Origin of the sequence: Sphingomonas paeninsulae (genome assembly GCF_003660165.1) — a bacterium.
GTDB classification, from domain to species: domain Bacteria; phylum Pseudomonadota; class Alphaproteobacteria; order Sphingomonadales; family Sphingomonadaceae; genus Sphingomonas_O; species Sphingomonas_O paeninsulae.
Window position 1 is genome coordinate 207,251 of sequence record NZ_CP032829.1, and the last position, 18,556, is coordinate 225,806.

Here is an 18,556-nt window from a genome sequence, read left to right on the forward strand (position 1 = left end):
CATATTATCGGACTTGATGTGACTGGCGATTTACTTTCTATGGCTTCCACCTCTCGGCTGCTCGCGATCATGGCTAAATTGCGGGAGCCTGTAACGGGTTGTTCATGGGACATTGCCCAGGATTTCGCCAGCATCGCACCTTACACAATCGAGGAAGCCTATGAAGTCGCCGATGCCATAGCGCGCAATGATCTGGCGTCGCTCAAGGACGAACTTGGCGACCTTTTGCTTCAAGTCGTCTTTCACGCGCGGATAGCCGAAGACATTGGCGCGTTCGACTTTACTGATGTTGCGACGGCAATTTCGGACAAGATGGAGCGCCGTCATCCCCATATATTCGGCAACGACGGCGCGCCTGTCGATGCGAATACCCAATGGGAAGCGATCAAGGCTGAAGAACGCGCATTTTCAGGGGATACGAGTGCACTGGCTGGTGTGGCGCTGGCGCTGCCGGCACTCATGCGTGCCGAAAAAATACAGAAACGCGCCGCTCGCGCGGGGTTCGACTGGCCCGATGCCGAAGGTCCGCGCGCAAAAGTGCTAGAGGAACTGGATGAGGTAACCGCTGCTGCCAACGAAGCGGAACGCGAAGACGAGATCGGTGATCTTCTTTTTGCAGTCGTGAACCTCGCTCGCCATCTCAAAATCGATAGTGAGGTTGCCCTTCGCCGGGCAAATGCCAAATTCGAACGGAGATTCCGGGCTATAGAGGTGGTGCCAGGGTTTGCAGGCCTATCACTAGAAGCGAAAGAATCCCTTTGGGCGATCGCAAAGATCGATCAGCGTGCTCTCGACTGAAAACGCGCGAGATCGTCCTCGCTCAATCGTACTGCAACTTCGGTGGCCAAATCGCTTCTTTTTTCACTTTCGACCGATCCATGCGCGTGCAGCCATGCCATTGCCGCACCATCCTCATTTGCGACCTGAAAATGATGTAATCGCTGGCCCGCGGTCAACTTGGCTCCGATCATCGTGGTTAGGGCATCCACTCCCTCCCCCTTGAGTGCCGAGATGACAACGACATCGTCACGACGGGCCGCCTCCCCTTCGATGGCAACCCGCGTGTCGGGGTCGACGTCGTCAATCTTGTTCCAAGCTTCAAGCATTGGAATGCCCCTTCCCCACTGACACCAAGATCATTGAGCACGGCAGCCACGTCTTCGGCCTGAGCGTCAGTGTCAGGGTGACTGAGATCGCGAACATGAACGATCAGATCGGCGGAAATCACTTCCTCAAGCGTCGCGCGAAATGCAGCCACCAATTGGGTCGGCAGGTCAGATACAAAACCCACCGTATCCGACAGAATGGCCTTGGCGACCCCTGGCAACGAAACTTCGCGCATTGTCGGGTCAAGCGTCGCAAACAGCAGATTTTCTGCCATTACATCACTACCCGTCAAGCGATTGAAAAGCGTCGATTTTCCAGCATTTGTATAGCCAACGAGCGCAATGATGGGCCAAGGCGCTCGGCGGCGCCGGTCGCGATGTAACCCCGCGTCCGGACCACTTGTTCCAACTCGCGCTTAAGTTTTGCCATTCGGTCACGGATAAGGCGGCGATCGGCCTCGATCTGCGTTTCGCCCGGACCACCGAGAAACCCGAATCCACCGCGCTGCCTTTCGAGATGGGTCCAACTCCGCACCAGCCGCCCCGCCTGATAATCAAGATGCGCCAGTTCTACCTGCAGACGCCCCTCTGCGCTGGCGGCTCGCTCCCCAAAGATTTCAAGAATGAGGCCGGTCCGGTCGATAACCTTCGTTTTCATTTCGGTTTCGAGATTACGCTGTTGAACAGGCGTCAACGCTCCATCCACAATCACCAGCGCGGCTTCATGAGCTTGCACGCGGGCAGCGAGTTCCTGCACCTGACCGCTGCCGAACAACGTCTTCGGTTTCGGCGAGCGTACACGCACGGCCACCTTATCAATGACGTCGATCCCAATTGCCGCAGCTAAACCTGCCGCCTCGTCCAGACGCGCATCGTTATCCCGTAAGCCAACAGCGTGGCGTTCGGGATAAACGACAATAGCCTTGGCCCCACGGGCAACACCCTCTTCGCGCTTAAGTTCGAAACTCGCCAAAGTCTTGCCTAAGCCGCCTCCTCCGCTGGACCTTCCTCGGCCAGGTTGAGTGGGTGGGCAGGCTGAACTGTGGATACTGCGTGCTTGTAGACAAGCTGAACCATCCCATCGCGCTGCAGCAGCATACAAAACAGATCGTACGCCGCGATTTCGCCCTGTAGCATGACGCCATTTACCAGAAACATCGTCACGGGATTATTCTGACGACGAACCGCAGTCAGGAAAATGTCCTGCAATTGCTTGGGCTTAGAAGTATCTTCTGCAAACGCAGCTGCAACGGGTGCCAGATCGAGCGGGTTCGATGGCATCACTGTAGAGATCGCGTGCTTATAAATGAGCTGCGACTGGCCATCACGACGCAGGAGGACCGAAAAATTATCAAACCAAGTGATGATGCCCTGGAGTTTCACGCCCTTCACCAAAAACATCGTGACCGGTGTTTTCGCCTTACGGACTGAGTTCAGGAACAAATCCTGTAAGTTGTTGGGCTTGTCAGCCATGGCTTTGCCTCATTTGCTTTTGGCAGGATCGTAGGCCTGCTTTTGCGCCGATAGCACCGACGTCGTGCAGCGACCGCAAGCGACCGATAAGTTAATCTAGTCCCGTGAAGGCCAATGCTGCAAGTGCTCACTCATCTCCATCGGTTTTTAGTTCGGTGATGCCGAGGATTTTGAGCTTCCGGTGAAGCGCCGACCGCTCCATTCCAATAAAACTCGCAGTGCGTGAGATGTTTCCCGAAAACCGACGGATCTGCACACGAAGATATTCGCGCTCGAACGTCTCGCGTGCCTCGCGTAAAGGAGCGCCCATCACCGAGGAACCAACCATCCCCTGCCCTACGCCGGCATCTTGGATGATTTCAGGGGGAAGAAGGTCGACATCGATGCGCGCAAGCCTATCGCCTGGTGCAAGAATAATCGTTCGTTCGACTATATTGCGCAATTGCCGGACGTTTCCTGGCCAATCGAACGCCTGGAGCGCGGCCATCGCGTCGGTGGCTATCTCTGGCGTCGGAACACGACGATCGGCAGCGTAACGAGCAACAAAATGATCGACGAGCGCTGGAATATCTTCTCGCCGTTCCGACAGCGGCGACAAGTGAACCGGCACGACATTCAACCGATAGAATAAATCTTCGCGAAAACGTCCCGCTGCGATTTCGTCCGCAAGATTCCGCGAAGTCGCCGAAACGACACGAACATCGACGCGAACGGTCCGCGTGCCACCGACACGCGCAAAACTCTGTTCGGTCAGCACGCGCAGAATCTTCCCCTGCGTGGTTAATGGCATATCGGCGATTTCATCAAGAAACAGCGTTCCGCCATGAGCGCGCTCCAGCATCCCAGGACGCACGAGTTCTCCATTATCCTCAACCCCGAACAGTTCTTCTTCGACCCGTTCGGGTTCCATGCGCGCGGCGCTGACAATGACGAACGGCGAATCGGTACGCGTCGACCAGTTGTGCAGCAGACGGGCAGCCACTTCTTTTCCCACTCCCGCGGGACCAGTAATCAAAACGCGGCTACCCGTCGCCGCAACGCGCTTCAGGGTCGCGCGAACGGCGTTGATCGCGCTTGACGCTCCATTGAGTTCATCGTCGCCGCCGACACGTGCTTTCAGATGTTCGTTTTCGCGGCGCAGACGGTCTGTTTCGGTGGCCCGTGCCACCATCATCACCAACCGTTCGGCCTCGAACGGCTTTTCGATGAAATCGACCGCCCCCCGTCGGATAGCCGCAACCGCAGTGTCGAGATTACCGTGACCCGAGATTACAAGCACCGGCAGCGACGGGTCTCGTTCCTTGATAACGTCGAGCAAATCGAGGCCGTCGAGCCGCGATCCACGAAGCCACACATCGAGTAGCACGAGTGACGGACGACGTTCCGAAATGGCGGCAAGCGCGCTATCGCTGTCGGCCGCCGTGCGCGCAGTATAGCCCTCATCCTCCAGAACACCTGCGACCAGATCACGAATGTCGCGCTCATCATCAACGATGAGAATATCAAGTGCCATTAGCTACGTCCCGTCCGTGAGAGTTCGGCAGGCACCGGGTCGCTCGCATATTCGACCGGCGCGCACTTTTGTTGGAGAGGGCCAAGCAGCACGGTGTCAAAATCCATCAAAACCACGGTGCCGCCTCCGGTTCGATCTGCAAAACTCATGGTTCCGAAATGCTCCTCAACGATTTTCTTGACGATCGCGAGACCGAGCCCCGTGCCGCCCGCGCGCGTAGTCATATATGGTTCGACCAGACGGCTTCGTTCGGGGGGCAGCCCAATCCCCGTGTCCGCAACTGAAATCCGTACGATCTCATCAATCTTGTCGAGTGCCAGCGTGACAGTACCGCCAGCGTCCTCGCCGCCACTCTGCTGCTGAATGGCTTCAACCGCATTCTTCACAACATTCGTGAGAGCCTGCCCAAGTTGCCGGCGGTCACACACCATATTCGGAGCATCATCGGCAGCATCGAGCGCGAAGGTAATCGTCGAGTGCGCGACTTCGTGCAGGAACAAGGCCTGACGTGCGATATCGACCAGCGATTCTTCGCGGAAAACTGGCTTTGGCATACGAGCAAAGGACGAAAACTCATCAACCATACGGCGGAGATCGCCGACCTGCCGGACGATCGTGTCCGTTAGCCGAACGAATGTGGCGGGATCGGATGTGATTTCACGAGCATAACGGCGTTTCAGACGCTCTGCCGCTAACTGGATCGGGGTCAGCGGGTTCTTGATTTCATGTGCAATACGGCGCGCGACATCCGACCAGGCAGCGCGTCGCTGATCGAGTAATTGTTCGGTGATGTCGTCGAATGTCAGGACATGGCCGCCCTCATCTGCAACGATTTTAGCGGCGAGCGTCCGTGGTTCGGCACCCGAAGTCAGCTGAACGATGCCTTCCCGCTCGCCCCGTTCGAGCATACCGTCTAGTTCGGGCGCGATATCGACCAGTTTACGCCCGATCGCCGGGGTTTCACCCATCGAAAGCAAAGTCTTGGCGGAGAGATTGAGCAGCCGAATTGACCGTTCTGAATCGATCGAAACAACCCCTGCCGTAACCCCTGAAAGCACTGCCTCGATCAAGGCGCGACGGCGCTCCAGATCGCCGGTCTGCGCCTCCAGACGCCCCGTCATGCGATTGAATGCGTTGGCAAGTGTTCCGACTTCGTCATGCGTGCGCGGAATCGTCACACGCGCAGCCAGATCACCAGCAGTCACCCGCCGAGCGGCATCGACCAATTCGCCGACAGGGCGAACCAGACGATCAGCCACGGTAAGCGCAATCCAGACCGCAATGGCGACGATCAGCAACGCAATGATGAAAAGCGCCGCATTGAACTGAAGTTGCAGTTTTCGCGATCGTTCAAGCAAGTCGCGATAATCGCGCAACACAATCCGTGCCCGCTGTATCTGCGACCCATAAGTCGGATCGATCCGCGCCGCATAAAGATAATTGTCGGAGCCAATGGGCAGTTTAGTCAATGCACCTATGCCGTTCGGGCTCTCTACGACGACGCTCATCTTACCCGATCGAACGGCGTTCACCATCGCACCTGTAATGAACTTGCCGATCTCACGATCATATGGATTCACCAACGCAAGGGAGGCGATTTCCTTGCCGGGCTGCGCACGTAAAATCATGCCTTCGGTCAACTCGCGCTGTGCAAGCTGGCTCACGAGATAATAGCCGAATTGCGGATCATCCATCGACACGCGACCAAGCGCGTCAGCTAAATCGCCCGACATCGCGACTGAGTTTCGAGAAACCCGATCCTCTTCGCGTGCATAGCTTTGCTTGGCGACTTCCGCTGCGCCCTCAAGGGTGCCGCGCGCGTGATCTGAAAACCAGAACGACACACCATACTGAAACAATAACGACGCGAAGATGACGACCAGCAGCATCGGGACACTGGCCAGCAGCGAAAAAATTCCCACCAGTCGAACGTGTAATCTACCACTGCCGCCAACAGGTGAGCGCCGCGCCCGCCCCTTTGCAACCCGCCGACCAAATAGCACGATAAGTGCGATTGAGGGGACAAGGTTTGCCACCAGCAATAGAGCGACCAATGGCGGTGTCAGAAGCCTTTGCCCTGGGACGCCGCGCGTGAGCACAAGATAGGTTGCCATCGCGATTAACAGAAGAACGGCCACCGTCGCCAGTTCTAAGAATGGCATCCAGCGATGGCGGCGGAACCATACGGTCGCCCTACGTTGCCATTTTGAACCGCGCGCTATCGCCATCGTGACATGGATACCACGTCATCGTGGCTTTTCAACAACACTTTGCCGCACGGTGACGGCAAATCACCGCGTTCGTCCCCGCTGGGCTTCGATACCGAGATCGCTGAGCTTCTTTCGCAACGTGTTCCGATTGATCCCAAGAAGTTCGGCTGCCTTCAGCTGATTTCCACGCACCGACGCCAGCGTTGCGATTAACAACGGACGTTCGACCTGTTCAACAATGCGTGCATGGAGGCCCGAGGGTGGCAATTTGCCACCAAATTGCACAAAGTAACGAGCCAGATGCATTTCGATCGCCTGCTCAAGTGAATCAGAAGCTTCTGCCCCCAAATCGCCGCTACTGCCGCCGCCAAGTTGCGCCTCGATTAGAGCCGCAGGAATTACCGGGTCGCGCGCGATGGCAGCCAGACGCCGCATCAAATTCTCAAGCTCGCGGACATTTCCCGGCCAGTTATGCGCAGCCAATCGCTCTGTACCCGCGACATCGATACGCTTACGCGGTAAACCTTCGGCTGCGGCGCGTTCCAGAAAATATTGAGCAAGCAATCCGATATCATCCCCCCGCTGACGCAGCGCAGGCAAATTGATCGGCACAACGTTCAACCGGTAAAAAAGGTCTTCGCGGAACTGACCCGCAGCGATCAGTTCGGGCAGATGTTTGTGAGTAGCCGCGATAATCCGTACATCCACCTTGACGGTGCGATTGCCTCCGACCGTGGTGAACTCACCCGACTGGAGCACGCGCAGCAGACGAGTCTGCGCTTCCATCGGCATATCGCCGATCTCGTCGAGAAAAAGCGTACCGCCGGAAGCCTGCTCAAACCGTCCGGCATTACGAACCAGCGCGCCCGTAAATGCGCCACGCTCATGTCCGAAAAGTTCCGCTTCGATCAGCTCGCGCGGAATAGCCGCCATATTAACCGCGATGAACGGTGATGCTTTGCGCGCGCCAAGGTCGTGGAGTGCCCGTGCAACCAACTCCTTGCCGGTCCCCGATTCACCCAGCACCAGCACGGTCAGATCGGTCGATACCACACGGGCAATCATGCGGTACACGTCCTGCATCGCAGCGGAGCGACCAATCAGCGGCAGATCGGCGTCTTCAGAAGGAACGCTCGGCTCATCACGCCCATGACTGCGCGCAAGACCATCGCGAACCGCGCGAGTCAGCTCATCCAGATCGAACGGTTTCGGCAAATATTCAAATGCGCCTTGTTCGGTCGCCCGCACCGCTGTCGTCAGCGTGTTTTGCGCCGACAAGACGATGACCGGCAGGTCAGGTCGCTGCGCCAGGATAGTAGGAACAAGGTCGAGGCCATTACCATCAGGCAACACGACATCGGTGATTAAGACATCGGGGACAAAGCTCTCAAGCAGCGCGACCTGTTCGGCGACAGATCCCGCTGTGCGGACCTCATGCCCGTCCCGTTTCAGCGCCTCAGTAACAACCATCCGGATCGCCGCATCGTCATCGACCAGCAGAATTTTCGCGCGTTTCATCTTATGATACTCATCGAGCTCTTGGCAGTAACATACGGAAAACGGACCGTTCTGGTATTCCTTCGCGAGCAAATTGAATGATACCACCATTATCACGGATTAACTTGTCGACCAGCGCCAGGCCAAGACCACGGCCTGATGATTTGGACGAAACGAACGGCTCAAACAAATGATCAACGATTTCTGCCGGAGGACCGGGACCATCGTCGATAATGCAAAGCTCGATGGGAACCGATAGTCGGCGCCCCCCTTCGCCCGGCACAGCAACGCCGTGACGATATCTCGTAGTAAGCCAGATCGTTCCCTTATTTCCTTTCGGAACCGCCTCATTCGCGTTCTTGAGCAGGTTAAGAATCACCTGCACCATAGAATCGCGATGAACGAGTACCGGAGGCAGCGACGGATCGAATTGATCCTTTATATCGACATTCAGACCGAAACCGCTGCTGGCAACCGCTCGGGCATGATCGAGAATGGCGTAAATATTCTCAACCTTCCGCTCCAACGGACGATTATCGGTGAACTGCTCCATCCGGTCTATTAGACCAGCTACGCGATCGACTTCATCGCGGATCAGCTTAGTCATGCGACGCGCCTCAGGCGAAGCTTCGGCATCGAGCAACTGGGCAGCACCGCGAATGCCTGAAAGCGGGTTCTTGATTTCGTGGGCGAGCATCGCGGCAACGCCGATCGCAGTACGACTTCCGGTTCGACGTTCGCCGATTGCCTGAGCCGCGGCGGCACCGTGAAGCGATACCAAGCGCCAACCATCATGATCGGGCAACGGGGTCGAATGAAAATCGATGCGCGTCCGCCCTTCTCTCGGTCGTTCAACGATACAGTCGAAGGAAGCAAAAACAGCCTCCTCCCGCAGGCCGGCGAGGCACGATTCAGGAAGGCGGAGGACCATCCCAAACGGCTTGTGAATCAGATAACCTGAGCTGGCGTTCAGAAATATCTCAGCAGCAGCATTTACCGCCGCAATGCGCCCCTCCCCATCAAGGACGATGAGGGCGCTTGGTAATGCGGCGATAAGGACATCGGCACCGGGCCCCGAGGGGACCGCGGTCAGGCCGCTGCGCGCGAGAGCCACGGGTCATAAAAATCAGCGAGCATATCAAGCACCGTGTGTTGGTTCAAAACCTGATTCACACGATTTCTGAACTCGGCCGAACCGGTCAAGCCTTTGGTGTACCAACCGATGTGCTTACGCGCCATCGCAACGCCGATATAGTCACCATAATGTTCAAGCATCGCTTGATAATGGTTTGCGATCAGGTGATATTGTTCCTCTATACTCGGGTCCGGCAAGCGCTCCCCGCGCGTCAGAAATGCCATAACCTGGGCTAGCAGCCACGGACGCCCATAGGCTCCCCTCCCGATCATCACGCCATCCGCGCCCGAAGCATCGAGCGCAGCGACGGCATCGTCGACCGAACAAATATCCCCGTTCGCGATAACGGGGATCGAAACTGCCTCTTTCACCTTTGCGATGAACGACCAATCCGCCGTACCTTTGTACATCTGGCAACGCGTCCGGCCATGGACAGTAATCATCTGGATGCCCAGATCCTCGGCGATGCGCGCAAGTTCAGGTGCGTTGAGGCTATTGTCGTCCCAGCCCATCCGCATCTTCAGCGTGACCGGTACATCGACGGCCTTAACCGTCGCTTCGATAATCGCGGCGGCAAGGGGCAACTGACGCATCAGTGCCGAACCGGCATCACCATTGACCACCTTCTTCACGGGGCAACCCATGTTGATATCGATGATAGCGGCACCCCGGTCAGCGTTCAGCTTGGCGGCCTCTGCCATTTCCCGAGGCGAACAACCGGCAAGCTGCATTGAAACCGGCTCTTCCAGAGGAGCCCATGCCGCTTTCTGCAAAGATTGCCGCGTCTCACGGATCATCGCTGCGCTGGCGATCATTTCCGTCACATTCAAACCCGACCCATAGCGTCGGACGACAGTACGAAACGGCATATCGGTGACACCCGTCATCGGTGCCAAAATGACCGGCGTCTCGATCCGCACGGGACCAATATTGATGGGTTGAACACGCGACATAGTTTGGACCGAATTTGCCTAGAAAAGAGGCAGTCGCCTAGCCCCAATGACGCTGGCGGGCAAGCACATTGGTCGGTACAGCGAATCGATGAACCGAACAGCAGCCCTGATCGTCGCCGCAGGGCGTGGTGTTCGCGCAGGTGGCGAACTTCCTAAACAATATGTGCCGATCAGCGGCGTGGCAGTGATTGCGCGCTCGGTCGATGCCTTTGTGGGATTGCCGGTATATATCGTTATTGCCGACGGGCAGCAGGGTTTGCTCGATACCGCGCTTGCAGGCCGCGCTGTTGCCGGGATCATCATTGGCGGGACAGAGCGTCAGGATTCGGTGCGCGCCGGACTCGCCGCGATTGCTAGAACCGCAGATCGCGTGCTCATCCATGATGCAGCTCGGCCATTGCTGCCTCGGGCTGTGATCGATCGGCTGGTTGCCGCACTGGAGAAATCGGACGGAGCGGTGCCTGTGCTGCCGGTCGCGGATAGTGTCGCCCGCGCGTCCAATGCTCTCGACACAAGCGATCAGGATTTAGGAAACGCCGTGGACCGCACAAACCTCTTTCGGGTCCAAACCCCACAGGCCTTCCGTCTGGACGCCATCATAAAGGCGCATGAGCAATGGTCCGGCCCCCCAGCCACCGACGATGCCCAGGTCGCTCGCGCAGCGGGTTTCAGGGTTGCAATGGTGGCGGGCGACACCGCGCTCGACAAGATTACTCATGCGGAGGACTTTACACGCGCCGAAACGTCGCTCGCCAGCACAATGGTCAGTCGCAGCGCGATGGGATTCGACGTTCATAGGCTCGAGCTGGACGAGGAACTCTGGCTCTGCGGTGTCCTAATCCCCCATACCCACGGCCTGTCGGGCCATTCGGATGCCGACGTCGCGCTTCACGCGATTACCGACGCGCTGCTGGGCACAATCGGCGACGGCGACATCGGTAGCCACTTTCCACCAAGCGATCCTCAATGGCGAGGGGCATCGTCCGACCGTTTTGTGACGCACGCCCGCGATTTGATTCTGGCGAAGGGTGGCCGGATCGATCACGTAGATCTTACCTTGATCTGTGAGGCACCAAAGGTTGGCCCTCATCGCGAAGCGATGCGGGCGAGGCTGGGCGAATTGCTACGATTGCGACCTTCGCAGATCAGTATAAAGGCAACGACGACCGAGAGACTCGGCTTTGCAGGGCGCGGCGAAGGTATCGCCGCTCAAGCTATTGCGACGGTAACGGCGGGAATTGATTGATGAAAACGGGTTCTTTGCCGTTCGCTGTTACTGCGATGGCTATGTCACTGGTTCAAGCAGCAGGAGCGGCCACAACACCGTCGGCTGTTTGCATAACTTCCACCGAATTGCGCGCGGGAATGGCGTATCTGGTTCCGGCAATGATTCGCGGCGTCCGCGAAAAGTGCACAACCATCCTTCCACGCGATGCCTATCTGAACAAGCACGGCGATGAATTGATCACCCGTTTTCAGGCGTCACGGATGACCGATACGAAGGCGCTGCAATCGCTGGTCGGCAAAATACAACCCAATCCCGACGTCCCCGCTTCGGCAAACGGCGCGATGGCCGATGTGATCGCAGCAACTCTCGTCGCCAAAATGCAGGCCACGATAAAGCCGACGACATGCCCCGGCATCGATAAAACACTGGCCCTGCTCGATCCGCTGCCTGCTGAAAACGTCGTCGGCCTGTTTGAACTGATCGGATCCGCCGTTACCAAGGACGATGCGAGAAAGAGCAAAGCGAAGGGGCGTTTGCCCGATGTTCAACTTTGCGAGCACTCCAAGTGACCGACGCCAAGCCTACCCCTGAGCGGATCGATACGTTGTTGCCGGCTGAACTCGTCGACATGGCAAAAAGAGTTCTTGATGCCAACCGCTCGATTGGACGCACTGTTGCTGTCGCGGAAAGCTGCACCGGCGGACTGGTCGCGGCGGCGCTGACCGAACATCCAGGATCGTCCGACGTGTTTATGGCAAGCATCGTTTCCTATTCAAACGCGGCAAAGATTGCGCATCTGGGCGTTGGCAGCGACATCGTCGAGACGTTCGGATCCGTGTCGATTGCGACTGCGTGGGCGATGGCACAAGGAATGCTCAACCGCAGCGATGCCGATATAGCGGTCGCAATAACTGGCATCGCCGGTCCGGACGGCGGCGATGAGAAGAAGCCGGTTGGAACAGTGGTCTTCGCAGTTGCCCTGCGTGGCGGCGACCCCGAAGATATCCATGCGGACAAGAAATACTTTGCCGACAATGGCCGTGGCGGGGTTCGGCTTCAGGCCGCGCTTTGTGCGCTCGACTTACTGATGCCCGTCGCCGCGTAAAGCGTATAGGCGCGGGTTTCGAACGCGTTGATCATTTTGCGCAGGGCCGCATCGAACATTTGGCCAGCAATGGCTTCGAACACCCGGTTTTTGAATGCGAATTCCACCGAGAAGTCGATTGTGCAGCCACCAGGAGCGGCTGCGAAATGCCATTCATTGCGCAGAAATTTCAGTGGACCGTCAATATAGTCGACCTTGATGCAGACGGCGCGGTCCTTGGTTACCCGGCTGGTAAAATGTTCACGTAATGCGCGAAATCCGACGATCAGGTCCGCCACCATTTCCGTTGGGCTGTCCGATCTAACACGGACAGCACTGACCCAGGGCAAAAACTCCGCGTATTTTCCCACGTCGGCAACCAGATCGAACATCTGTTCTGGCGTATGTGGCAGAAACTTCTTTTCGCGATGGGCAGGCATTAGACGCGCGCCAACTTTGCCTCGCGCGCTGCACGGAGCTTCGCGAAATCGTCCCCGGCGTGATAGCTGGATCGGGTCAGCGGACTGGAGGCGACGAGCAGAAATCCCTTCGCACGAGCGATCCCGGCATAGGCATTGAAGCTGGCCGGGGTCACGAAGTCGATGACCTTGGCATGACGTGGCGTCGGCTGGAGATACTGGCCGAGCGTCAGGAAATCGACATCGGCAGAGCGCATATCGTCCATCACCTGATGCACTTCGAGCCGATCTTCGCCGAGGCCCATCATCATGCCCGACTTTGTGAAAATCGACGGATCGTGGCGCTTGACGCTTTCTAACAAGCGAAGCGACGCATAATAACGCGCACCGGGGCGGATGGTTGGGTAAAGCCGCGGCACGGTTTCGAGGTTATGATTATAAACGTCTGGTCGAGCAGAAACAATCGACTCTACAGCTGCTTGAGACTTATTTCTGAAATCCGGTGTGAGGATTTCAATCGTAGTATTCGGCGTTGTCCGGCGCAGCGCCTCGATCACCTTCACGAACTGCGACGCGCCACCGTCTGGCAAATCATCACGATCAACTGAAGTGATGACAATATGCTGGAGCCCGAGCTCAGCAGCGGCATCGGCCGTATGCTGTGGCTCCAGTGCATCTACAGCACGCGGCATCCCGGTTTTCACATTGCAAAATGCACAGGCGCGCGTGCACGTGTCACCCAGAATCATCACCGTGGCGTGCTTTTTCGTCCAGCATTCGCCGATATTCGGGCAAGCCGCTTCTTCACATACCGTGGAAAGATTGAGTCGCCGCATCAGATCGCGTGTCTCGGTGAAAGCTACACCCATCGGCGCTTTTACGCGGATCCAGTCGGGCTTACGCGCTCTGGGCGTAGGAACAGGCGCGGGAAATGCTAAAGGATCTGCTTCACTCATGGAATTCAGATAGCGATTGAGGCGGTGGGTTGCCACCCCTGGCGATCACCGACTAGGCAAACATTATGATCGATGCTCTTCTCGACGGCTATGGCCGCTTTCGCACGCAACAATGGGCGCATGAAAAGGAGCGCTGGGAACGACTGGCAAACGGGCAGAAGCCCCGGACAATGGTCATCGCCTGTTCCGACAGCCGAGTCGATCCGACGACGATCTTTGACGCGTCCCCCGGTGAGATGTTCGTTGTCCGCAACATCGCCAATCTTGTACCGCCATTCGAAATTGGCGGCGGCCGACATGGCGTGTCCGCCGCCCTGGAGTTTGCTGTAACGCAGATTGAGGTGGCGGAGGTCATGGTCATGGGTCACGGTGGCTGTGGGGGCATCGCAGCCGCTATGACGCGCCAGTTCGAACACAGTCGTGCGGGCGAAGGCGGCTTCATCGCGCACTGGATCGACCTGCTGGACGACGCGCGTGACCGGATCATTGCGGAATACGGGCACGGGCCAGAGGCGGTTCGCGCGCTTGAGATGGAGGCCGTGAAGGTCAGCATCGCCAACTTGCGGACATTTCCGTGCATTCCAGAGCGTGAGGCAGCCGGAACGCTCAAACTGCGCGGGAGCTATTTCGCAATTGCCGATGGCGTGCTGTGGTTGCTGGACGAAGCCACCGGAGCATTTTCGCCAGCTTAGATCTCGACCTGACTTCCCAGTTCGACCACTCGATTGGTCGGCAGGCGGAAGAACTCCATCGCACTTTCCGCATTCCGCAGCATCCATGCGAACAGCTTTTCGCGCCATATCGCCATTCCCGGACGGGCTGATGGCAGCAGCGTCTGACGCGCAAGAAAGAAGCTTGTGTCCATCATCTTAAACGCCGGGCCGCAGCCGGTTAGCCGGGCAAGCGCTGCCGGAACGTCGGGTTCCTGCATAAAGCCATATTTGACCACAAGACGATGAAATCCTTCGCCGAGGTCTTCGAGCCGACAACGGATCTCCTCCTCGACATAGGGAACATCCATGATCTTCACGGTTAGCAGGATGACACGCTCGTGAAGCACCTTGTTGTGCTTCAGATTATGGAGAAGCGCGTGCGGAACACCGTCCGGTGTGGAAGTCATAAATACAGCCGTGCCGGCCACCCGCGTGGCGGAGTTAGCTGCGGACGATACGAATACCTTGATCGGCATGGCGGCCTCTTTCATCCGCGCGATCATTAGCTGGCGACCCTTTGCCCAAGTGGTGAGCAAGGTAAACGCGACCAGTGCGACCAACAATGGAACCCAACCGCCATCGGGAACCTTGGTCAGATTTGAAGCCAAATACAGCGAATCCACGATCAGAAACAAAGTCAACGCCGGCACCGCAACCCATTTTGGCCAATTCCAGACACGGAATACCAGCACACCGAGCATACAGGTCGTAATGAACATCGTGCCGGTCACTGCGATCCCGTAAGCGGCCGCGAGATTGGACGATTCACGGAACGTCAGGACGAGCAGCCCGACCATAATCATCAAAGCCCAGTTGACCGTCGGTACGTAAATCTGGCCGAGTGCGGATGCACTCGTATGCTCGATCTTGAGGCGCGGCATAAGACCAAGCTGGACTGCCTGTTGGACGACCGAGAACGCACCTGTGATGACGGCCTGACTGGCGATGACTGTCGCGGCGGTGGCGAGGATGACCAGCGGCAACCGCCAGTCCTCATGTGCCATCAGAAAGAATGGATTTTCGACAGCAGACGGTGTGTGGAGCAGCAATGCGGCCTGCCCGGCATAGTTCAGAAGCAGCGCGGGAAAAACGAGCCAGACCCATGCCGCCTGGATGGGGCGGCGGCCGAAATGGCCCATATCGGCATAAAGAGCTTCGGCTCCGGTCAGCGCGAGTACGACAGAACCCAGCGCGAGGAACGCGAGTTTAGGGTCGTGTTCGATGAACCGCCACGCCCACATTGGATTCATTGCCCACAAAATGTCTGGTCGTTCCACGATGCTGAGAATGCCCAGACCTGCGAGCACAATAAAATAGACCGTCATGATTGGGCCGAAAAAGCGACCGATCATGTCAGTGCCCCGCGACTGGATCATGAAAAGCGCGATCAGGATACCGACCGAAATGGGCAGCACGAACGGCGCGAAGCCAGATTCGACTACAACCAGCCCCTCGACCGCGGAAAGCACCGAGATTGCGGGCGTGATCATGCAATCACCAAAGAACAGCGCGGTTGCCAATACGCCCAGCATCACGAGGCTGGCTCCCCAGCGCCCGCCACCCGTCCGACGCTGGATCATGGCGAGAAGCGCCAGGCTGCCTCCCTCGCCCTTGTTGTCCGCACGAAGGATGATGAAAATGTATTTGAGCGTCACCACGAGAAGCAGCGACCAGAAGATCAGACTGAGCACGCCGAAAATGTGGAGAGGATCAACCGCCAGCTTGTGGTGGCCGATGAAGACCTCCTTCATCGCATAAAGCGGACTCGTACCGATATCACCATAGCAGACACCAATCGCGCCAAGCGCAAGTTTGGGGATGCCGCCGGTGATATGATGTCCCTCACCGTGCTCACCATCATCGAAAGAAGGTTTGGACTGGGCGGGTGGGTTAGAAATGGCGCTAGTCGACATGCGGGTGTGAACCCAGCCTTTCGGAGGTTGCGCCACAGACGGCGACGATAGGTCGGGCGGGCCGCTAGCACTTCGGCAGGAGGCACGCAATTGCAAGACATGGTGTGTTCATGTCGTTATACCAACGCAATATTATTACGCTGGAGGTTGCAATGCGTGTCGGTGTCCCAAAGGAAATCAAAAACCACGAATATCGCGTCGGCCTCACCCCGGCATCGGTTTCGGAACTGACGGCGGCTGGTCATGTTGTAAATGTGCAGACACAGGCAGGCATGGGCATCGACTTTGCCGACGAAGATTATGTAACCGCGGGCGCCGTTATCCTGCCCGACGCTACTAAGGTGTTCGCCCAAAGCGACATGATCGTGAAGGTAAAGGAACCCCAACCCGGCGAGATTGCGATGCTCGAGTCGAGGCATCTGCTTTTCACTTATCTTCATCTGGCCGCCGACAAACCGCAGGCAGAGGGACTTATGAAGTCCGGCGCGACTTGCATTGCTTATGAGACAGTGACGTCACCGTCGGGTGCCCTGCCTCTGCTAAAACCCATGTCCGAAGTGGCAGGACGGATGTCGGTTCAGGTCGGCGCACATTACCTGGAGAAGGAACAGGGCGGGCGCGGTGTTTTGCTGGGTGGCGTTCCCGGTGTGGCTCCTGCACGAGTCGCGATCCTTGGCGGCGGTGTTGCGGGCGTGAATGCAGCACAGATGGCGGTGGGGATGCGCGCCGACGTTACCATCTATGACATCAACAACGACCGGTTGGCTGAACTCGACATGTTCTTTTCGAGCCAGATCAAAACCGCTTACGCGTCGAAAGCCGCGATCGCTGCAGCTGTCGCCAAGGCACATCTGGTCATTGGTGCGGTGTTGGTTCCGGGCGCGGCGGCTCCAAAGCTGGTGACGCGCGAAATGTTGAAGACAATGAAGCGCGGGTCGGTACTGGTAGATATCGCTATCGATCAGGGCGGGTGTTTCGAAACAAGCCATGCGACCACGCACGATGACCCCGTGTTCGTCGAGGAAGGTGTCATTCATTACTGCGTCGCGAATATGCCCGGTGCCGTCGCGCGAACGTCGGCATTTGCACTCAACAACGCCACTTTGCCTTTCGTGTTGCGACTGGCAAAACTGGGTGCCGAGGCGGCAATGCAGGCCGATCCGCACCTTGCGGCGGGCCTGAATGTTTCAGACGGGAAAATCAGGCACAAGGCAGTCGCCGAAGCACTCGATCTGCCATTTTTTCCTTAAGGAACCGAGATCGAAGACCGGGCGCGGAACCTAACGCTTGGGAACCTGTGGAACATCCGCTCCCGGAACCACGGGCCGGGGCGTCGGCATTCCCCCGATAGCGGTCAACCGCGCGACCAGATCGGCCCTCCAGGGCGCGTCCTTTGGCGTCCGCGCGAGCAGTCCGCGCCAAACATTGCCAGCCTCTTCGGTATTGCCCTGTTGAGCCAGCGCAAGCCCGTAGAAGAATGGCGGTCCGGGATGTTCGGGCGACAAGCTGGCAGCGTGCTGAAATGCGAAGGTCGCAGCCGGCGACATCAGGCCATCCCCATGCGCAACGAGCGCATTGCCAAGACCGACCCATAGATCAGGGCTATTCCGATGATCCCGAATCCCGCTGCGCATGGCGAGAACTGCCTCTTGCGTGGCCCCTACCCTACTCAACGCGTCTCCCATATCGAGCCACGCACCTTCGTCGCCCGCGCCCGTCCGCATCCTGCGCTGGGCGATCATGGCCTGCGTATCGACCTTTCCTGCAGCCTCGCGTGAGGTGACGGGCGAGCCGGGCTGTGTCGGACTGCCTTGCCACGCATAACCAGCGATCCCGAGCAACAGCGCTGCCCCGAGCAATTCCAGCGTAGTGCGCGGCAGTTTCCCAAAGCGGGTCAGCAACGCAAATGCGATTGCCACCAGCGCAACGAGAATGATCCAGCCCATCAGCGTTTTCTCTTTCGGAAACGACCGCGCGCAAGCCAAAGACCTGCCGCAATTAGCAGGAATGGAGCAATCCAGAGTGGCGCAGTCGCGGCGTCGAGCACCGGCTTATAGCTAACCCAGTCGCCATAGCGTTCGATCAACCAGTGACGGATCGCCTCGGGCTTTTCGCCTGCGGCGATCCGTTTCCGAATCATCGCGCGCATGTCAGCGGCGAGTTCGGCATCGCTGTCGGCGATCGACTGCCCCTGACAAACGAGGCAGCGGACCGATTCCATCAACGCGTGGGCGTCGGCCTCCTGTTTCGGGTCAGAAAGCTGAGTGTCAGCGTAATGAGCCTTCGGCATCGAAGAGTCGGCATGAGCCGGATTCGAAATCAGCAGCAAGGAAAGCATCGCAGCAGTCCATCCTGC

Annotated in this window: 17 protein-coding genes and 1 pseudogene; 6 read left to right on the top strand and 12 right to left on the bottom strand. The window is 57.8% G+C overall.

The features are described 5' to 3' along the window. Window positions 1–39 precede the first annotated feature (39 nt). Window positions 40–798 (top strand): nucleoside triphosphate pyrophosphohydrolase, encoded by a 759-nt coding sequence (gene mazG, locus D3Y57_RS06320; RefSeq protein ID WP_121152280.1) that lies wholly within the window; start codon window positions 40–42, stop codon window positions 796–798. Here mazG and hflX read toward each other — a convergent pair. The 7 genes and pseudogenes from hflX to dusB form a co-directional block, all read right to left on the bottom strand. After that, window positions 780–2,079: pseudogene (gene hflX, locus D3Y57_RS06325) on the bottom strand (GTPase HflX). The gene mazG and the pseudogene hflX overlap by 19 nt on opposite strands. 8 nt (window positions 2,080–2,087) lie before the next feature. After that, window positions 2,088–2,579: an RNA chaperone Hfq gene (gene hfq, locus D3Y57_RS06330; RefSeq protein WP_121152281.1), complete on the bottom strand. Its 492-nt coding sequence runs from the start codon at window positions 2,577–2,579 to the stop codon at window positions 2,088–2,090. Between the two features lie 127 nt (window positions 2,580–2,706). Beyond that, entirely contained in the window at window positions 2,707–4,092 is a 1,386-nt protein-coding gene (gene ntrX / locus D3Y57_RS06335) for a nitrogen assimilation response regulator NtrX (protein ID WP_121152282.1), read from the bottom strand. Next, the gene (locus D3Y57_RS06340) at window positions 4,092–6,320 is read right to left on the bottom strand and encodes a sensor histidine kinase (protein ID WP_277873336.1); all 2,229 of its coding nucleotides are present in this window, start codon (window positions 6,318–6,320) and stop codon (window positions 4,092–4,094) included. The genes ntrX and D3Y57_RS06340 overlap by 1 nt, the downstream gene beginning before the upstream one ends. 63 nt (window positions 6,321–6,383) lie before the next feature. After that, window positions 6,384–7,820 (bottom strand): nitrogen regulation protein NR(I), encoded by a 1,437-nt coding sequence (gene ntrC, locus D3Y57_RS06345; protein WP_121152283.1) that lies wholly within the window; start codon window positions 7,818–7,820, stop codon window positions 6,384–6,386. 10 nt (window positions 7,821–7,830) lie between these two features. Further along, window positions 7,831–8,913, bottom strand: coding sequence for a two-component system sensor histidine kinase NtrB (locus tag D3Y57_RS06350; protein WP_121152284.1), 1,083 nt, complete (start codon window positions 8,911–8,913; stop codon window positions 7,831–7,833). After that, window positions 8,889–9,887: a tRNA dihydrouridine synthase DusB gene (dusB, locus tag D3Y57_RS06355; protein WP_121152285.1), complete on the bottom strand. Its 999-nt coding sequence runs from the start codon at window positions 9,885–9,887 to the stop codon at window positions 8,889–8,891. Before dusB ends, D3Y57_RS06350 begins: the two co-directional genes overlap by 25 nt. 88 nt (window positions 9,888–9,975) lie before the next feature. On the opposite strand from dusB, the gene D3Y57_RS06360 reads away from it, so the two are divergent. Genes D3Y57_RS06360 through D3Y57_RS06370 form a run of 3 tightly spaced genes read left to right on the top strand, consistent with a single transcriptional unit; the run spans window position 9,976 to window position 12,220 of the window. Continuing rightward, complete coding sequence (locus tag D3Y57_RS06360) at window positions 9,976–11,133, top strand: bifunctional 2-C-methyl-D-erythritol 4-phosphate cytidylyltransferase/2-C-methyl-D-erythritol 2,4-cyclodiphosphate synthase (protein ID WP_239025963.1); 1,158 nt, start codon at window positions 9,976–9,978, stop codon at window positions 11,131–11,133. After that, the gene (locus tag D3Y57_RS06365; RefSeq protein WP_121152287.1) at window positions 11,133–11,684 is read left to right on the top strand and encodes a hypothetical protein; all 552 of its coding nucleotides are present in this window, start codon (window positions 11,133–11,135) and stop codon (window positions 11,682–11,684) included. The genes D3Y57_RS06360 and D3Y57_RS06365 overlap by 1 nt, the downstream gene beginning before the upstream one ends. 59 nt (window positions 11,685–11,743) lie before the next feature. After that, entirely contained in the window at window positions 11,744–12,220 is a 477-nt protein-coding gene (locus tag D3Y57_RS06370; protein WP_121155542.1) for a CinA family protein, read from the top strand. Here D3Y57_RS06370 and D3Y57_RS06375 read toward each other — a convergent pair. Further along, window positions 12,172–12,639 (bottom strand): type II toxin-antitoxin system RatA family toxin, encoded by a 468-nt coding sequence (locus tag D3Y57_RS06375; protein WP_121152288.1) that lies wholly within the window; start codon window positions 12,637–12,639, stop codon window positions 12,172–12,174. The genes D3Y57_RS06370 and D3Y57_RS06375 overlap by 49 nt on opposite strands. Continuing rightward, window positions 12,639–13,574: a lipoyl synthase gene (gene lipA, locus D3Y57_RS06380; protein ID WP_121155544.1), complete on the bottom strand. Its 936-nt coding sequence runs from the start codon at window positions 13,572–13,574 to the stop codon at window positions 12,639–12,641. The genes D3Y57_RS06375 and lipA overlap by 1 nt, the downstream gene beginning before the upstream one ends. A gap of 65 nt (window positions 13,575–13,639) precedes the next feature. On the opposite strand from lipA, the gene D3Y57_RS06385 reads away from it, so the two are divergent. Continuing rightward, entirely contained in the window at window positions 13,640–14,266 is a 627-nt protein-coding gene (locus D3Y57_RS06385) for a carbonic anhydrase (protein WP_121152289.1), read from the top strand. On the opposite strand, the gene D3Y57_RS06390 is transcribed toward D3Y57_RS06385, so the two are convergent. Further along, window positions 14,263–16,200: a potassium transporter Kup gene (locus D3Y57_RS06390; protein ID WP_121152290.1), complete on the bottom strand. Its 1,938-nt coding sequence runs from the start codon at window positions 16,198–16,200 to the stop codon at window positions 14,263–14,265. The two genes, D3Y57_RS06385 and D3Y57_RS06390, sit on opposite strands and share 4 nt — an antisense overlap. A gap of 152 nt (window positions 16,201–16,352) precedes the next feature. Between D3Y57_RS06390 and ald the strand changes: the two genes are divergently transcribed. Continuing rightward, window positions 16,353–17,450, top strand: coding sequence for an alanine dehydrogenase (ald, locus tag D3Y57_RS06395; protein WP_121155546.1), 1,098 nt, complete (start codon window positions 16,353–16,355; stop codon window positions 17,448–17,450). Window positions 17,451–17,480: 30 nt separating this feature from the next. Here ald and D3Y57_RS06400 read toward each other — a convergent pair whose 3' ends face one another. Both D3Y57_RS06400 and D3Y57_RS06405 read right to left on the bottom strand, forming a co-directional pair. Continuing rightward, window positions 17,481–18,146, bottom strand: a complete 666-nt coding sequence (locus D3Y57_RS06400) for a tetratricopeptide repeat protein (protein WP_205590093.1) — start codon at window positions 18,144–18,146, stop codon at window positions 17,481–17,483. Next, the gene (locus D3Y57_RS06405) at window positions 18,146–18,538 is read right to left on the bottom strand and encodes a cytochrome c-type biogenesis protein (protein ID WP_121152291.1); all 393 of its coding nucleotides are present in this window, start codon (window positions 18,536–18,538) and stop codon (window positions 18,146–18,148) included. Before D3Y57_RS06405 ends, D3Y57_RS06400 begins: the two co-directional genes overlap by 1 nt. Window positions 18,539–18,556 lie beyond the last annotated feature (18 nt).